This is a genomic window from Streptomyces capitiformicae (assembly GCF_002214185.1).
GTDB classification, from domain to species: domain Bacteria; phylum Actinomycetota; class Actinomycetes; order Streptomycetales; family Streptomycetaceae; genus Streptomyces; species Streptomyces capitiformicae.
The window spans coordinates 7,977,390-7,993,145 of sequence record NZ_CP022161.1; the positions used below are offsets into that span (position 1 = coordinate 7,977,390).

At 71.2% G+C, this 15,756-nt stretch carries 14 protein-coding genes and 1 pseudogene; 6 read left to right on the forward strand and 9 right to left on the reverse strand.

The window, feature by feature from the left end:
* Positions 1 to 221: 221 nt before the first annotated feature.
* Entirely contained in the window at positions 222 to 1,442 is a 1,221-nt protein-coding gene (locus tag CES90_RS35735) for an ROK family protein (protein ID WP_189781319.1), read from the reverse strand.
* A gap of 154 nt (positions 1,443 to 1,596) precedes the next feature.
* Between CES90_RS35735 and CES90_RS35740 the strand changes: the two genes are divergently transcribed.
* Positions 1,597 to 3,036 carry an MGH1-like glycoside hydrolase domain-containing protein gene (locus CES90_RS35740; RefSeq protein WP_189781320.1) on the forward strand — a complete coding sequence of 480 codons (1,440 nt, stop codon included), beginning with the start codon at positions 1,597 to 1,599 and terminating at the stop codon, positions 3,034 to 3,036.
* The gene (locus tag CES90_RS35745) at positions 3,033 to 4,973 is read left to right on the forward strand and encodes an amylo-alpha-1,6-glucosidase (RefSeq protein WP_189781321.1); all 1,941 of its coding nucleotides are present in this window, start codon (positions 3,033 to 3,035) and stop codon (positions 4,971 to 4,973) included. The genes CES90_RS35740 and CES90_RS35745 overlap by 4 nt, the downstream gene beginning before the upstream one ends.
* Before the next feature lie 114 nt (positions 4,974 to 5,087).
* Here CES90_RS35745 and CES90_RS35750 read toward each other — a convergent pair whose 3' ends face one another.
* Entirely contained in the window at positions 5,088 to 6,170 is a 1,083-nt protein-coding gene (locus CES90_RS35750) for a polysaccharide pyruvyl transferase family protein (RefSeq protein ID WP_189781322.1), read from the reverse strand.
* A 104-nt stretch (positions 6,171 to 6,274) separates the two neighbouring features.
* Positions 6,275 to 7,417: a tRNA dihydrouridine synthase DusB gene (dusB, locus tag CES90_RS35755; protein ID WP_189781323.1), complete on the reverse strand. Its 1,143-nt coding sequence runs from the start codon at positions 7,415 to 7,417 to the stop codon at positions 6,275 to 6,277.
* Positions 7,418 to 7,481: 64 nt separating this feature from the next.
* Here dusB and CES90_RS35760 point away from each other — a divergent pair, with 64 nt between their 5' ends.
* Positions 7,482 to 8,936: an MFS transporter gene (locus CES90_RS35760; protein WP_189781324.1), complete on the forward strand. Its 1,455-nt coding sequence runs from the start codon at positions 7,482 to 7,484 to the stop codon at positions 8,934 to 8,936.
* 23 nt (positions 8,937 to 8,959) lie between these two features.
* Here CES90_RS35760 and CES90_RS35765 read toward each other — a convergent pair.
* Positions 8,960 to 9,292, reverse strand: a pseudogene (locus CES90_RS35765) (helix-turn-helix domain-containing protein); the annotation flags it as partial.
* Positions 9,293 to 9,618: 326 nt separating this feature from the next.
* Between CES90_RS35765 and CES90_RS35770 the strand changes: the two are divergent.
* A complete protein-coding gene (locus CES90_RS35770; RefSeq protein ID WP_189781325.1) occupies positions 9,619 to 9,840 on the forward strand; it encodes a hypothetical protein in 222 nt (73 codons plus the stop codon).
* Positions 9,841 to 9,877: 37 nt separating this feature from the next.
* Here CES90_RS35770 and CES90_RS35775 read toward each other — a convergent pair whose 3' ends face one another.
* Complete coding sequence (locus tag CES90_RS35775) at positions 9,878 to 10,273, reverse strand: SRPBCC family protein (protein ID WP_189781326.1); 396 nt, start codon at positions 10,271 to 10,273, stop codon at positions 9,878 to 9,880.
* A gap of 12 nt (positions 10,274 to 10,285) precedes the next feature.
* Positions 10,286 to 10,921: a CGNR zinc finger domain-containing protein gene (locus CES90_RS35780; protein ID WP_189781327.1), complete on the reverse strand. Its 636-nt coding sequence runs from the start codon at positions 10,919 to 10,921 to the stop codon at positions 10,286 to 10,288.
* Between the two features lie 66 nt (positions 10,922 to 10,987).
* On the opposite strand from CES90_RS35780, the gene CES90_RS35785 reads away from it, so the two are divergent.
* Positions 10,988 to 11,458 (forward strand): VOC family protein, encoded by a 471-nt coding sequence (locus CES90_RS35785; protein WP_189781328.1) that lies wholly within the window; start codon positions 10,988 to 10,990, stop codon positions 11,456 to 11,458.
* A gap of 148 nt (positions 11,459 to 11,606) precedes the next feature.
* Here CES90_RS35785 and CES90_RS35790 read toward each other — a convergent pair whose 3' ends face one another.
* From CES90_RS35790 to CES90_RS35800, 3 genes are all read right to left on the reverse strand, one after another.
* Complete coding sequence (locus CES90_RS35790; protein ID WP_189781329.1) at positions 11,607 to 12,209, reverse strand: TetR family transcriptional regulator; 603 nt, start codon at positions 12,207 to 12,209, stop codon at positions 11,607 to 11,609.
* Positions 12,210 to 12,235: 26 nt separating this feature from the next.
* A complete protein-coding gene (locus CES90_RS35795) occupies positions 12,236 to 13,246 on the reverse strand; it encodes an aldo/keto reductase (protein ID WP_189781330.1) in 1,011 nt (336 codons plus the stop codon).
* Between the two features lie 126 nt (positions 13,247 to 13,372).
* Positions 13,373 to 14,335, reverse strand: a complete 963-nt coding sequence (locus CES90_RS35800; RefSeq protein WP_189781331.1) for a DUF4394 domain-containing protein — start codon at positions 14,333 to 14,335, stop codon at positions 13,373 to 13,375.
* 229 nt (positions 14,336 to 14,564) lie between these two features.
* On the opposite strand from CES90_RS35800, the gene CES90_RS35805 reads away from it, so the two are divergent.
* The gene (locus tag CES90_RS35805; RefSeq protein ID WP_189781332.1) at positions 14,565 to 15,701 is read left to right on the forward strand and encodes an endonuclease/exonuclease/phosphatase family protein; all 1,137 of its coding nucleotides are present in this window, start codon (positions 14,565 to 14,567) and stop codon (positions 15,699 to 15,701) included.
* Positions 15,702 to 15,756: the final 55 nt, after the last annotated feature.

Below are 15,756 nucleotides of genomic sequence, written 5' to 3' on the forward strand. Positions count from 1 at the left end.
CCCCAAGTCTGGAATTCCGCTCACATGAGCAGCAATTGGCACGTCTGAGTTTGCCCGATGAACGATCAAAGGGTGGCACTCAGTGCCACCCTTTGAAGACCAAGAACCACCCGTAATTCGCTCATCTGAGCGCAGCCCTTATCAGGGGTGGCGAGAATCACGCCGTTCAGGGAGGCGGGATTTCACCATGCGGACCAGTACTCGGGCAGGAAACCTTCCCGTCACACCCCCAGCGCCGCCAGCCGCTCCTCCGCCCGCTCCGGCGCGTACAGGTACTCGACGACCAGCGCACCCGCCCCCACCAGGCCCGCCCGCTCCCCCAGCCGGGAGGTCACCACGTCCAGATGGGCCGTGGAGCGGGGCAGCGCCCGCTGGTAGAGCAGCTCGCGTACCCCCGTGAGGAAGGGGGTTCCGGCCAGATCCCCGGCGATCATCAGGACACCGGGGTTCAGCAGCGTCACCACCGTCGCCAGGACATCGCCCACGCACCGGCCCGCCTCCCGGGCGAGCGCCATCGCTCCTGGGTGGCCCGCGGCGAGCAGGTCCCGCACATCCGATCCCGAGGCCGCCGGAACGCCCGCCTCCGTCAGCCGCCGCGCCACGGCACCGCCGCTCGCGACCGCCGCCAGACAGCCGTACGAGCCGCACTTGCACAGCGCCTCCGCGCCCTGCGGCACCCGGATGTGGCCGATGTCGCCGGCGCCGCCGTCGACGCCCCGGTATATCGAGCCGCCCACGACCACACCGGCGCCTATGCCCGTCGACACCTTGACCAGGGCGAAGGCCGAGCAGTCCGGGTAGGCCGTGCGCTGTTCGCCGTACGCCATGAGATTGGCGTCGTTGTCGACGAGGACCGGGACCGCGGCGGGACCGGCCGCGTGTTCGGTGAAGGCGCGGGCGAGGCGGCCCCTTGTGTCGTAGCCGTCCCAGCCGGGCATGATCGGCGGCTGGACGACCCGGCCGGTGTCACTGTCCACCGGGCCGGGGACGGCGAGGCCGATGCCGCAGACCGCGCCGGCGGGGTGTCCCGCCTTCTCGAGGAGTTCGGCGAACCAGCCGCCGAGCCCGTCCAGTACGGCGTCGGGGCCGTCCTCGATGACCAGGGTGCCGGTGTGCTCGGCCAGGATCTCGCCGGTGAGGGAGAGGACGGCGGCGCGGGCGTGGCGGGTGTCGAGGTCGGCGGCGAGGACGACGGCGTGCTCGTCGTCGAACTCCAGTCGCATGGACGGGCGTCCGCCCAGCGGGGAGTCGACCGGACCGGCCGCTCCCTCACGGAGCCAGCCCGCACGGAAGAGCCGGTCCAGGCGCTGGCCCACCGTGGCCCGGGACAGGCCCGTGGCCTGCTGAAGCGCACCGCGCGTGGTGGCCCGGCCGCTGCGGACCAGCTCCAGCAGTTCCCCGGCCCCCGCGTGACTGCCCACCTTCACGGCCCTTCTGCTCATGCCGCCATTCTCGCGGCCCGTCCGACATTCGCCCGCGCGCACCCTCTTGCGTTCACCAACTCTGCATTACATATTGAGTTTTGCGTGTTAAATAGACGTAACCCTACGGTAGCTACTGCCGAACCGGTCGGCCCTTGTCCTCAGGGAGCCCTGCGTGAACCGCACAACCCAGCTCACCGCCCTTCGACCAGGCACGAGCACGCCTCACGGGATCGCCGTATACGATCCGGCCGCGTACGACCTGACCACGTCGGCGAACGCCCTGCACCGTGGCGCTGCGGAGGTGCTGGCGGGCAACTGGACAGGGCTGTCCACGGTGCCGTCGCGCAAGCTGTATCCGCACCAGTGGTCGTGGGACTCGGCGTTCGTCGCGATCGGGCTGCGCCATCTGTCGCCGCTCAGGGCCCAGACCGAGCTGGAGACGCTGCTCGACGCGCAGTGGGGCGACGGACGGATCCCGCACATCGTCTTCAACCCCGCCGTGCCGCTCGACGCGTACTTCCCGAGCCCCGACTTCTGGCGCTCCTCGACCGCGGGACGCGCCGCGGGCGCCCCGCTCACCACCCAGACCTCGGGCATCGTGCAGCCGCCGGTGCACGCGCTCGCCGTGTGGCTGGTGCACGAGTCGGACCCCGGGCTCTCCCGGGCACGCGGCTTCCTGCCCCGGGTCTATCCACGGCTGGCCGCCTGGCACCGCTATCTGCTGCACCGCCGCGACCTCGGCGGCGCCGGGCTCGCCTCCGTGGTCCACCCCTGGGAGCAGGGCATGGACAACAGCCCCACCTGGGACGCCCCCCTCTCCCGGATCACCCCGGCCCCGGCCCGCTCCTTCCGCCGCGCCGACCTCGACCACGGCGCGGCCGAGGACCGGCCGACGGATCTGGACTACGGGCGGTATGTGCGGCTCGCGACGGACTACAGGGACCAGGGGTACGCCGACGGGGAGGGCGACTTCGCGGTCGAGGACCCCGCTTTCAACGCCCTGCTGATCGCCTCCGAGCACGCCCTCGCCCGGATCGCGGAGGAGCTGGGCGCACCGGGGGCGGCACGGCACGCGCGGGCCGAGCGGCTGACGGCGACGCTGGTGGAACGGCTGTGGGACCCGGCGGAAGGGATGTTCTTCTGCCGGGACGTCACGACCGACGCCCTCATCCCCGAACGCAGCGTCTCCGGCCTTCTCCCCCTGCTCCTCCCCGGCCTGTCCCGCGACATCGCCACCGCCCTCGTCCGGACGCTCCACGGCCCCCGCTTCGGCCTCGGCGACACCACCCGGCTGGCGCCCTCGTACGACCTGACCGGCGAGGCCTTCGATCCGCACCGCTACTGGCGCGGGCCGGCCTGGTTCAACACGAACTGGCTGCTGGAGCGGGGGCTCAGACTGCACGGCGAGCTGGGGCCGGCCGACGCGCTGCGGGCGGAGCTGCTGGACACCGCGGGCGCGTCCGGGTTCGCCGAGTACGTGGACCCGTACACCGGTGAGGCCTGCGGAGCGCTCGGCTTCAGCTGGACGGCCGCGCTCACGCTCGACCTGCTGCACCAGCAAGGCCAGGACCTGCACGTTCGACGGAGTGACCAGGGAGGGGACCGGGCATGACGGACCGGCATCACCTGCTCGTGCGCGGCGCGACGTTCGCCGCCGTGGGCGACGGCGGCGACATCAGCGGGGTGCGGGGCGGCAACGCGCCGGACGGGCTGTTCGTACGGGACGCCCGGCATCTGAGCCGGTGGCAGCTGACCGTCGACGGCGCGATGCCCGAGCAGCTCGCACCGGTCGTGGACGGCGACACCGCGCGCTGTGTGCTCGTGCCCCGGGGCGGGCGCCAGGAGCCGCCCGCGTACACGCTCTTCCGTGAACAGGCCGTCTCCGACAGCGCCTTCGTCGATTCGCTGCGCGTCACCAGCAACCGCCCCGTCCCCACGACGGTCCGGATCGCGGTCACGGCGGACGCCGACTTCACCGACCAGTTCGAGCTGCGCTCCGACTTCCGTACGTACGCCAAGTCCGGCGTCGTCAGAAGGCGTGAAGTCCTCGACGACGGCGTGGAGTTCACTTACCGGCGCGGTGAGTGGCGCTCCTGTACGACGGTCACGGCCGAGCCCGCGCCGGACGCCGTCGAGGAGACGGGAACCGGGGCGCGGCGGCTCGTCTGGGCCCTGGACCTCGAACCGCACGCCTCGGTGGAGCTGACCCTGCGGGTGATGGCACGGCCGCACGGCGACAAGCGGGCCCTGCGGGTACCGCGCTCACCGGCCGCCGTGAGCGAGCAACTCCACGCGGCGGAGGCCGAGTTCGTGGAGAGCGTGGCCTTCCCGACCGGCTGGCCGGAGCTGGCCGCCGCCTGCGCGCGCGGCCTCGCCGATCTCGCCGCGCTCCAGGTCCCGGCGACCGGCCCGGACGGCGAGACACTGCGGGTGCCGGCCGCCGGAGCGCCCTGGTTCCTGACCCTCCTCGGCCGCGACGCCCTGCTGACCTCCCTCTTCGCCCTCCCCTACCGCCCGGAGCCCGCCGCCGCGACACTGCTCGCCCTGGCCGCCGCCCAGGCCACCGAGGTGGGCGCGGACGCGGTCGCCCAGCCCGGCAAGATCGTGCACGAGGTACGCCACGGCGAGCTGGCCCACTTCGGGCAGGTGCCGTACGGGCGCTACTACGGCTCCGTGGACGCGACACCGCTCTTCCTCGTCCTCCTCGGCGCGTACGTCGAGCAGACCGGGGATGTCACGCTGGCCCGGCGGCTCGAACCGCACGCCCGCGCCGCGGTCGGCTGGATGCTCGACCACGGCGGCCTCACCTCCCGCGGCTACCTCGTCTACCGCGCCGACCAGGGCGGCCTCGCCAACCAGAACTGGAAGGACTCCCCCGGCGCGATCTGCTCCGCCGACGGCAGCCGTCCCGCGAACGGGCCGGTGATGGCCGCGGGGGCACAGGGATACGCGTACGACGCGCTGCGGCGCACCGCCGCGCTCGCCCGTACGGTCTGGGAGGACGAGGTGTACGGGGCGCTGCTGGCGCAGGCCGCGGGTGATCTCCGCGACCGTTTTCAGCGGGACTTCTGGATGCCGGAGCAGTCCTTCCCCGCGCTGGCGCTGGACGGGGAGGGGCGGCAGGTGGACGCGCTCGCCTCCGATGCGGGGCATCTGTTGTGGTCGGGGCTGTTGGACAAGGAGTACGGGGAGCTCGTCGGGCGGCGGTTGCTGGAGCCGGACTTCTTCTCGGGGTGGGGGGTGCGAACCCTGGCCGCGGGGCAGGCGGCGTATCACCCGCTCTCGTACCACCGGGGGTCGGTCTGGCCGCACGACAACGCGCTGATCACGTTGGGGCTGGCGCGGTACGGGCTGCATGACGAGGCGCGTGCGGTGGCCTCCGGCATGGTTGACGCGGCGACTGCTGCCGGGCATCGGCTGCCGGAGGTCATCGCCGGGTACGGGCGGGACGGGGGTGGGGAGCCGGTGCCGTATCCGCATGCGTGTGTGCGGGAGTCCCGGGCGGCGGCGGCTCCGTTGGCGCTCCTCACTGCCGTGGGGGGCGCGTGAGAGCTCGGGCTGGCGAGGTCCTTTGGCGGCTGCGGGTGTGTTGTGGCCGGTCGCGCCCACGCGGCGGAGCCGCATATCGATACAGCCCCGCGCCCCTTTGGGGCCCGCTGCCCCTCAGGTGAGTCCAGCCAGTAGCCGTCCCGCTGTTTTCCTCGCCTCTGTCTCCGTCCAGGCCCATTCCGCTGTCTGGGGGCGATGGGTCGTCCACGTGTCCCAGTAGCTTCTCGCCTTGCCGTAGCGGTCGGCCACCAGGACGTGGGGGAGGTTGAGGAGGAGGCTGAGGACGTGGCCGTGGAGGCGGTCGGTCACGGCTACTCGGCCCGCGGTCAGGAGGCGGCAGCCGCGGGCCAGTTGGAGGCGGGCCAGGCCGTCGTAGGCGGCGAGGAGGGCGGGGATCGCGCCCGCCGGGTCGCCGGAGCCGGCGCGGCACAGGGCTCGGGCGCGGCCGCGCCACAGGGTCTCCTTGGCCTGGCGCCAGTCGGCGTCCGTGGTCTCGCGGGCCCAGTCGAAGACGTACGGGCCGTTGTGTTCCTTGCGGGGCGTGCCCCGGCCGGCCGGTGGACCCTTCGCGGACTCCTTGTCCTCGCGGGCCAGCCAGACGACGTCATGGCTGACCGCACCGCCGGACAGCGCGTCCGGTGGCACGGCGAAGGCCAGGTCGGGGGCGAGGAAGGCGGGGGCCTCGAAGACGGTGCGGCAGCGGTGCAGGCTGCGGCGGTCGCGCAGGAGCAGGGTCAGGTCGGGGTGGGCGTCGAAGACGCGGCGGGCGCGGGTGAGGTTGGCGTGGTCGGTGAAGTGCACCGACTGGGGCAGCTGGAGGATGCGGCGGTCGGGGAAGTCGCGCAGCACCTGCTCGCGCAGGAGTTGGCTGTCCTCCCACAGGTCGCCGAGGGTACCGCCGCCGGTCAGCAGGATCGGGCCCTCGGGCACACAGGCCGCCAGGTGCCGGGCGTCGTACGACATGAGGTCGCAGGCGTAGCGCACCTCGGCGCGGAGTGCGTCGAGCAGGGCCCGCTGCCCGAGCCAGATCGCGCTGTCGCCGACGTTGGAATTCAGCGGCGCGCCGATGACCGCGCACCGGGTGCCGGCCGGCACGAGTCGGTCCAGGACGGTCAGGACGTACGAGACGTAGTGCGCGCAGTGCGGGCTGGAGGCCCTCTTCGCCGGCTTCTTCGGTGTCTCATTCGCTCCGCACACCGAAACGCGCTACCCGGACATTTCCCCACCTATTCCGAGATGACGGAAACCAGCCGCACAAAGGCTGGAACGGTGATGGATCCGGGCAACTTCCCCAGCCTCAACTAGCCGCCGGACGTGTCCAGTTCGGCCTCTTCGCCGATGCCCGCGCAGTCGTACGGATCCTTGAGCCAGCCGTCCGGGAGGACGACGCGGTTGTTGCCGGAGGTACGGCCGCGCGGGCCGTCGGCGCCGGTGGGCCAGGGCTGGTCGAGGTCCAACTCGTCGAGGCCGGAACGCAGTTCGGCCAGGGAGGAGGTGATCGCCAGGCGCCCCCGCATCTCGGAGCCGACCGCGAAGCCCTTGAGGTACCAGGCCACGTGCTTGCGGAAGTCGACGACCCCCTTGGACTCGTCGCCGATCCACTCGCCGAGGAGGGTGGCGTGGCGGACCATGATGTCGGCGACCTCGCGGAGGGCCGGGCGCGCGATGTCTTCCGTCCGGCCCTCGAAGGCCGCCACCAGGTCCGCGAACAGCCACGGCCGGCCCAGGCAGCCGCGCCCGACGACCACCCCGTCGCAGCCCGTCTCGCGCACCATCCGCAGGGCGTCCTCCGCCGACCAGATGTCTCCGTTGCCGAGGACCGGGATCTCGGGGACGTGCTCCTTGAGGCGGGCGATGGCGTCCCAGTCGGCCGTGCCGCCGTAGTGCTGGGCGGCGGTGCGGCCGTGGAGTGCGATGGCGGTGATGCCCTCCTCGACGGCGATGCGACCGGCGTCGAGGTAGGTGATGTGGTCGTCGTCGATGCCCTTGCGCATCTTCATGGTGACCGGGAGGTCCCCGGCGCCGCTCACGGCCTCGCGGAGGATCGCGCGCAGCAGGTTGCGCTTGTACGGGAGGGCCGAGCCGCCGCCCTTGCGGGTCACCTTCGGCACCGGGCAGCCAAAGTTCAGGTCGATGTGGTCGGCGAGTCCCTCCTCCGCGATCATGCGGACGGCCTTGCCGACGGTCGCCGGGTCCACGCCGTACAGCTGGATCGAGCGCGGCTTCTCGGTCGCGTCGAAGTGGATCAGCTGCATGGTCTTCTCGTTGCGCTCGACCAGCGCCCGCGTCGTGATCATCTCGCTCACGAACAGCCCCTTGCCGCCGCTGAACTCCCGGCACAGCGTGCGGAAGGGCGCGTTCGTGATCCCGGCCATGGGGGCCAGGACGACGGGCGGCCGGACGGCGTGCGGGCCGATCTGCAGGGGCGAGGCGGTCATGGACATTCACCCATTCTCACGTACCGGACGGGGCGGGTCGAAAATCATTAGTTAGGCATACTATTCATGCATGCCCGAGCTCAGCCGTCGCCGCCGCATACTGGTGCTCGCGATCTGCTGCATGAGCCTGCTGATCGTGAGCCTCGACACCACCGCCCTCAACATCGCCCTGCCCTCGATGGAGCGCGATCTGCACGCCAGTACGGCCGGCCTGCAGTGGACGATCGACGCGTACACGCTGGTACTCGCCTCGCTGCTGATGCTGGCCGGCTCCACGGCCGACCGGATCGGCCGCAAGCGGGTGTTCATGGTGGGACTGGCCGTCTTCACCATCGGCTCGGCGCTCTGTTCCGCCGCGCCGAACCTGGAGGCGTTGATCGTCTTCCGGATGGTCCAGGCGGTGGGCGGCTCGATGCTCAACCCGGTCGCCATGTCGATCATCACCAACACCTTCACCGACGCGCGGGAGCGGGCGCGCGCGATCGGCGCGTGGAGTGCCGTCGTCGGACTGTCGATGGCGGCGGGCCCGCTGGTCGGCGGTCTGCTGGTGGAGGCCGTCGGCTGGCGCGCGATCTTCTGGATCAACCTGCCGGTGGGGCTCGCCGCGCTCCTGCTCACCCTGCGCTTCGTCCCCGAGTCGCGCGCCGCCCGGGCCCGCCGCCCCGACCCGGTCGGCCAGCTGCTGGTGATCGCGCTGTTCGGCTGTCTGACGTACGCGATCATCGAGGTACCGCAGGCGGGCCTCGCGGCCGTCGCGCCGTACGCCGCCGTGGCGTTCGCCGCCCTCCTCGCGCTCCTGTGGTACGAGCCCCGCCGGGAGGAACCGCTGATCGATCTCCGCTTCTTCCGTTCGGTGCCGTTCAGCGGGGCCACGGTGACAGCGGTGGCCGGCTTCGCGGGGCTCGGCGGCTTCCTCTTCCTGTCCACGCTGTACCTGCAGAACGTACGCGGCCTCGACGCCCTGCACGCCGGTCTGTGGATGCTGCCGATGGCGTTCCTGTGCTTCGTCTCCGCGCCGGTCGCGGGACGGCTGGTCGCCGGGCGGGGGCCACGGCTGCCGCTGCTGATCGCCGGGGTCTCGATGACCGCGTGCGGGGTGCTGTTCGCGGCGTTCGGGGCCGAGACGTCGAACACCACGCTCTTCATCGGCTATGTGCTCTTCGGCCTCGGCTTCGGGTTCGTCAACGCGCCCATCACCAACACGGCGGTCTCCGGCATGCCCCGGTCCCAGGCCGGCGTGGCCGCGGCCGTCGCCTCCACCAGCCGCCAGCTCGGCCAGACGCTGGGCGTCGCCGTCATCGGCGCGGTACTGGCCGCCGGGGTCGACGCGTCCTCGTACGCCGACACCTTCGTGGCGGCGGCCCGGCCCGCGTGGTGGATCGTCGCCGGATGCGGCCTCACCGTGCTGGTGCTGGGGGCGCTGACCACCGGGGCGTGGGCCCGGCGAACAGCCGAGCGGTCGGCTCAGCGGCTGGCTCCGAGGGAGGGGCGGGACACGGCCGCGGCGGTCGGGGCGGGGTCGTAGAACCTCGCGGTCCGTCCAACGGCCTACTCCCGCTCGGACAGCGCCCTCACCCGGTAATCCTTGGGCGAGAGGCCGTACGCGGCACGGAAGGCGCGGGTGAAGTCCGAGGCGCGGGGCATGCCCCAGCGGGTGGCGAGGACATGGATCGGCGTGCCGCGCAGGGACGGGTCGGCCAAGTCCCGCCGGGCGCCTTCCAGCCGGCGGCGGCGTATCCAGGCGGCGACCGTCTCGCCCTGCGTCTGCTGCTGGAAGATCCGGTGCAGATAGCTCACGGAGATGTAGTGCGCGGCAGCGATCACCGGCGGGGTCAGGCCGAGGTCGTGCGGGTGCTGCCGGATGAACGCCTGGACGCGTCGCGCACGGTCCCGATCATGGCGTCCCATCTCCGCTGTCCCGCCGGGCACTTGCGGCGCCATCCTCGCACGCGCGGATCACCCGGGCGGCGGGACCCGGTGGCCGGAAACCGACCAGGCCCGGTGGTCACCACGCCTCCCGTTCCAGCGCCATGGCGGGCAACTGGCGGGCGTGGCGGGCAACTGGCGGGCGTGGGACTGACGGTGGGGCTGAGTCCGCGGTTGCCGCGAGTGGTGGGACAACTCATCATTCGATATCCCCTGTTGATGTTGTTCCTGCTGCACACTGCTCCCCGACACAGGTCCGTGAAGTGCCGTCTGGAGACGTCATGCCGCAGCTCAACACCAGCAAAGTGAGCCGCTGGGACCAGCACGGGCGGGAGCACACCGTGCGGGTCCAGCGCTCGGGCGTGCAGCGCACGATCAGCTGCGACACGTGCGGCTGGCGCAAGGGCGCGCAGTTCCTGCCCTGGCTGAAGGCGGAGGAACACCTCGCCGAGGCCCACCAGGCGACGGTGGACCCGGCGGGGGGAGTAAGCCCGGCGAGTTAGGACCGGCGGGTCGCGGCCCGTGTGGGTCGCGAGCGCGTCAGGCCGGTTCGTCGAGCGCCTCGGCGACCCGGTCCATCACCCACCGCCAGTGCGCCCGTTGCCGCTCACGCTCCTCGGCGCTCGCCATCCGTTCCTGGTGGAAGCGGAGTACGGCCCTGTCGCCGGCCGCGGCCGAGACGGCGACCTGGACGGTCGTAGCGCCGTAGGTGACGCGGATACGGTCGCCCGGGCGGTAACCGCGCACCTCACCGCCGACACCCGAGTCGGTGGTGTACGGGGCGCCGCGCTCGGGGGTGAGCCGGGCCCCGGCCCCGAGCCACAGTTCAAGGCCGCGCGGCCCGCTGATGAACTCCCACACGGCGGAGGGAGATCGGGGCAGCGTGCGGGAGACGCCGATCTTCCATCCGGCGTCCTTGGTGAGTCCGGCAGCCATGAGAACCACCTCTCAACTCGTATGCCTGGTGGGCTCTTCCTCGGAGTGGCGCGCGCGGTGGGCGCGGACCTTGTTGCGGTTGCCGCAGTGCTCCATCGAGCACCAGCGGCGGCGGCCGGGCCGGGAGGTGTCGACGTAGAGGAGATAGCAGCGCTCGCCGGCGCACATCCGGATCCGTTCCGCGTACGGCCCGGTGAGCAGGTCGACGGCGTCGCGGGCCACGGTGGAGAGCAGTTGGGTCCCGGTGGCGGCCCCGGGGGCCCAGCCCCGGCTGCCGTCCGCCCGGAGGGCGGGGACGAGCGAGGGCCGGGCGGCGGCGTCGTTGATGGCCTGGCGGTCGGCGGAGTCCGCCGCGGCCACGTCCAGCTCGGGGAGCCCGCTGCCGTGGACGTGCGTGACGACCGTACGGGTCAGCGCGTCGCGCAGCCGGCGGGCGTACGTGACGTCGTCGTCCGTGAACTCGAGTGACGCGGGGGTGGGGGTGAGCCGGCACTCCTCGACCCAGCGGACCAGGTCAGCGGGGGTGTGCAGCACCTCGAAGCGAGCCAGGGCACCGGGACCGCCGGTGACGAGCAGTTCCAGGCAGAGTGCGCCCGGGTCGAACCGGAAGACGTTGCCGGAGTAGGACCGCAGCTGGATGCCCGACACTCCCGACACCCCCTTCGCAGCCGATGCCCTGGACGAAGAACCCGTGTAACCAATATAACCGGTTACATGACTGCAGCAGCGCTGAACTGGAAACTGGTCATCGACACCCAGGACGCCCAGCCCCTGGCCGACTTCTGGGCCGCGGCCCTCGGCTACGAGGTGGAAAACCCCGGCGAGCTGATCGCCCACCTCCTCACCACCGGCGCCCTCCCGGAAGCCGCCGTCACCGAACACAACGGCCACCGCGTCTTCCGCGGCTACGCCGCCGTCCGCCACCCCGACGACCCGTACGACCCCTTCACCGGCATCGGCCAGGGCCGCCGCCTCCTCTTCCAGGACGTCCCCGAGCCCAAGACGGTCAAGAACCGCCTCCACATCGACATCCACGCCGAAGAAGCCGAAGAGGGCGGCCGCGACGCCCTGGTCGCCCGCCTGGAAACCCTGGGCGCCACCCGAGTCGAGGAATTCGACAAGGGCCCGGCGGGGCACTGGTGGCTCATGAGGGACCCGGAGGGCAACGAGTTCTGCGTGGCATAGGCCGCGGCCTGCTTCTCACCGCAGGGGTCCGAACCGGTGCGAGAAGGGGGTGAGACATGGCAATAACATCTCCGGTCCCGAGCTGGCTGTCGGGGCCTGTACGTCTGTCAGCCCGAACAGCCGGACGCACACCCATGTCGCTGACCCCTCAGGCCCGCAGCCCCCGCACCACCAGGTCCACCACCGCCGTGAACTGGTCCTCGATGTCCGGCTGTTGCCAGACGGGAGCGTAGGCGGGGTCGTGGAAGCGGGCGGTGGCGTGGAAGACGGCTCGGGCGGTGGTGTCGACGGTGGCGAGGGTCACGCCGGTGAAGTCGGCCTCGCGAATCCCCCGTTCGAGGATGTACACGAGCTGACCCACGAGGTCGGCGATGTGTTCCTCGACGACCGCGCTGGTCTCACCGAGGAGCACCTGGTACGTCGCGAACAGCTCGGGGTCGTCGCCGGCCTTGTGCCGCTTGGCGGTGAACAACGCCCCCAGCCAGTGCCGCAGCAGTTGCGGAGGCGTCTCGCTCCGAACCCTGGTGATGTCGTGGAGCATCTGCGTCGTACGGTCCAGCCATCGCTTGGTGACCGCCTCCCGCAGGGCCGCCTTCGTACGGAAGTGGCGGTAGACGCTCCCATGGCTGACACCGAGCGCGCGGGCCACGTCCACCACGGTGGCCTTGGCGGGACCGTGGCGGCGCAGCACCTCCTCGGTGGCCACGAGGATGCGCTCGGCGGTCAGGGGCTCTGTGGTGGACGGTGCCATGAGGGGAACCGTACCGGGAGAAAGGATCAGCGTTCGCTGTCGAGGTGTGCCATCTGGGCCGCCGGGTAGCGGTCGCCCGCCGCCGCGTCGGCCGGGACGGCCTCCTCGATCGCCGCCAGGTCGGCCGCGTCCAGGGTCACCTCCAGCGCGCCCAGCGCCTCCGCCAGGCGGTCCCGGCTGCGGGCGCCCACGAGCGGCACGATGTCCTCGCCACGGGCCAGCACCCAGGCGATCGCGATCTGCGCGACCGTCGCCCCCTTCTGCTCGGCGATCTTCCGCAACTGTTCGACCAGGCCGAGGTTGTGCCGGAGGTTCTCCCCCTGGAAGCGCGGCGAGAACGCCCGGAAGTCGCCCGCCCCCAGTTGCCGGTCGCTGGTGAAGTGGCCGGAGATCAGGCCGCGGGAGAGGACTCCGTACGCCGTGATGCCGATGCCCAGCTCGCGGGTGACCGGCAGGATCTCGGCCTCGATGCCGCGCGAGATGAGGGAGTACTCGATCTGGAGGTCCACGATCGGGGCCGTGGCCGCCGCCCGGCGGATCGTCTCCGCGCCGACCTCGCTCAGGCCGATGTGCCGTACGTAGCCCTGCTCCACCAGCTCCGCGATCGCGCCGACCGTCTCCTCGATCGGTATGTCGGGGTCGACCCGCGCGATCCGGTAGACGTCGATGTGATCCACGCCGAGGCGCTGGAGCGAGTACGCGACGAAGTTCTTCACCGCCGCTGGGCGGCCGTCGTAGCCGAGCCAGCTCCCGTCCGCGCCACGCAGCGCCCCGAACTTGACGCTGGTCAGCGCCTGCTCCCGACGCGCGGCGGGCGCGGCACGCAGGGCCTCGCCGATCAGCAGTTCGTTGTGGCCCATGCCGTAGAAGTCGCCCGTGTCGAGCAGGGTGACGCCGGATTCGAGTGCCGCGTGGATCGTGGCGATGGACTCGGCCCGGTCGGCTTCGCCGTACAGCGCGGACATGCCCATGCAGCCGAGGCCGAGCGTCGAGACCTGGGGGCCGGTGGTTCCGAGGGTTCGGGTTCGCATCGTCATGCGTTCCACGATGGCATGACAGATGACAGATTTCAATATCTGTCATCTGTCATTCGTCATCGCCCAGCTCTTACCTGTCAGCTCTCACCTGTCAGCGCTCGTCTGTCAGCTCTTACCTCTCAGCTCTCATCCCTGTCGCAACGGAATCGCCAGATCCACCACCTGCCGCCCCTTCGCGAAGCTCCCCGTCACGCTCGCCTTCCCCGTCAGCAGGTTGACGCTGAACACCCGCGAGCCGGTGACCGCGTACCCGGCGTTCGTCCCGCTCCGGCTGGAGCTGTAGATGTCGAAGCCGGAGTTGAGCGGCGCGTTGGCGCCCAGCTTCCCCGTGGGGGCCAGGTTGCCCGCGTTGGCCGGGGACTGGATCGATATCTGGTCCTGGGCGGTGTCGAGGTCGAAGAGGGTGGTCGCCGTCGTGGCGTCGAGGTCGTTGTTGGTGTACGCCGCGCCGGTGACGCCCTGGGCGCTGGTGCCGGTGGTGGCGGGCGGGACCGGCGGGTTGGTGAGGGTGCCGTCGACGGCCGTTGTGCCGGCGGCCGGGGCGCCCTGGGGGTCGTCGAGGTTGTGGCGGAGGTTCTGGCCGATGTCGCTGATCACCCGGAGCCGGTTGGCCGCGGGGTTGAAGTCGACGCCGTACGACGTGCCCCGGAGGGCGACCGTGAGCTGGGAGACCTTGGTGGCCTTGGCTCCCACCTCGCGGAGGGTGTAGATGCCGCCCTTGTCGCCGACGCCGTAGAGCTTGTTGTTCTGGACGCGGTAGTCAATGCCGACGAGCTTGGTGTCGCCTTTGAGGCCTGCGACCCTGCCGAGCGGGACCGCGGCGCCGGGCTTGTCGACGCGGAAGGCGACGAGCCGCTGGTCGGCGGTGAGGCCGATGGCCTTCAGACCGGTCGGGGCGGCCGCGCCACCGACACCGCCCTTGGCCTCGATGCCCGAGGAGCCCTCGGCGCCTGACCCCGCCGTCCCCTCCTGCGGCTGCGAGGAGCCCGCCGACGCCGTTGATCCGCCCAGCGCGCCCGATCCGACCACGCCGACCGTTCCGATCGCCACCGCCATGGTGAGTACGCCGATGACTGCTTGCTTGCGCATGAACGCCCCCGTTGAAGATGCGCGGCCCGCCCTCTGCGGGCCGTATGTCTTCTCGTTCGGAGCGGTGGGTCGGGGCGGATTGGTGCCCCGTGTGGAAATTTTTCCCGGCGTTCCGGAAATTTTCCCTCACGCTCCGTTGGACACTGATCACACCCTCTCGGAGAATTTGTGTTGTCGGCGCACAGTCATCCCCGCCCAGTCACCTCCGCGCCGCCGAAGAGGAGGCGCCATGACCGTCCGTATCGCCACCTTCAACGCCGAGAACCTCTTCCGGCGCCCCAGGGCCTTCGGGCTCGACGACGAAGAGCTGAGCAGGAGGATCCTGGAGGACTTCGCCACCCTGGTCTCCCTCCTCGACCGCGATCCCTACACGGCCGCGGACAAGCGGAAGATCGCCGCACTGCTGGAGGAGCACGCCTACAACAGCACCCGGACCCGCCCTCGCGCGATCCTCGTCAACGAGCCCCGCGGCGGCGCCAAGCTCCACACGACGAGCAAGGACGAGAGCGGCCGGACCGTCGTCAAGGTCATCGCGGGCGGCCGTTCCTCGTGGGCCGGCTGGGCCGAACTCGTCCGGGACGACCTCAACCGGCCCGCCGTGGAGAACACCGCGCGGGTGATCGCCGAGGTCGACGCCGACATACTGCTCACGGTGGAGGTGGAGGACCGTCTCACGCTGGACCGCTTCAACACCCAGGTCCTCAACACGGAGATACTGGGCACCGCGTCGGGCGCCCGACCGTACCCGTACAACCTGCTGATCGACGGCAACGACAGCCGCGGCATCGATGTGGGCATCCTCAGCCGCTTCCCCATACGGTCCGTGCGCTCGCACATATTCGACGGGACCGAGAAGGGCGGCGAGCCGGTCTTCAGCCGGGACTGCCCCGAGTTCGAGATAGAGCTGCCGGGCGGCGACTCGCTGTGGATACTCGGCAACCACTTCAAGAGCCAGGGCTTCGGCTCGGCCAAGCAGAACGACGAGAAGCGCCTGAACCAGGCCAGGCAGGTCAGGAAGATCTACCGGGAAGCACTCCGCCGCTCGCCCCACGTCGTGGTCGCCGGAGACCTCAACGACTCCCTCGACAGCCCACCCATCATGGCCCTGCGCCGCGCCGGCCTACGCGAAGCCATGACCCACAAGAGCTACCAGGGCACCCCGGGCACCCACGGCACAGGCAACCTCCCCGACCAGAAGCTCGACTACCTCATGTTCTCCCCGACCCTGTGGCCCAAGGTCCAGAATGTGAACGTCGAACGCCGCGGAGGCTGGGCCCCCAACACCTTCGACTCCTTCGAAACGGTGACATCGAAGATCACCAGGGCATCGGACCACGCGGCCCTGTTCGCCGACCTGGACCTGTAAACGCCGAGTTCCCCGCGCCCATAAGGGGCGCGGGGCTCTCTCGATTTGCGGCTCC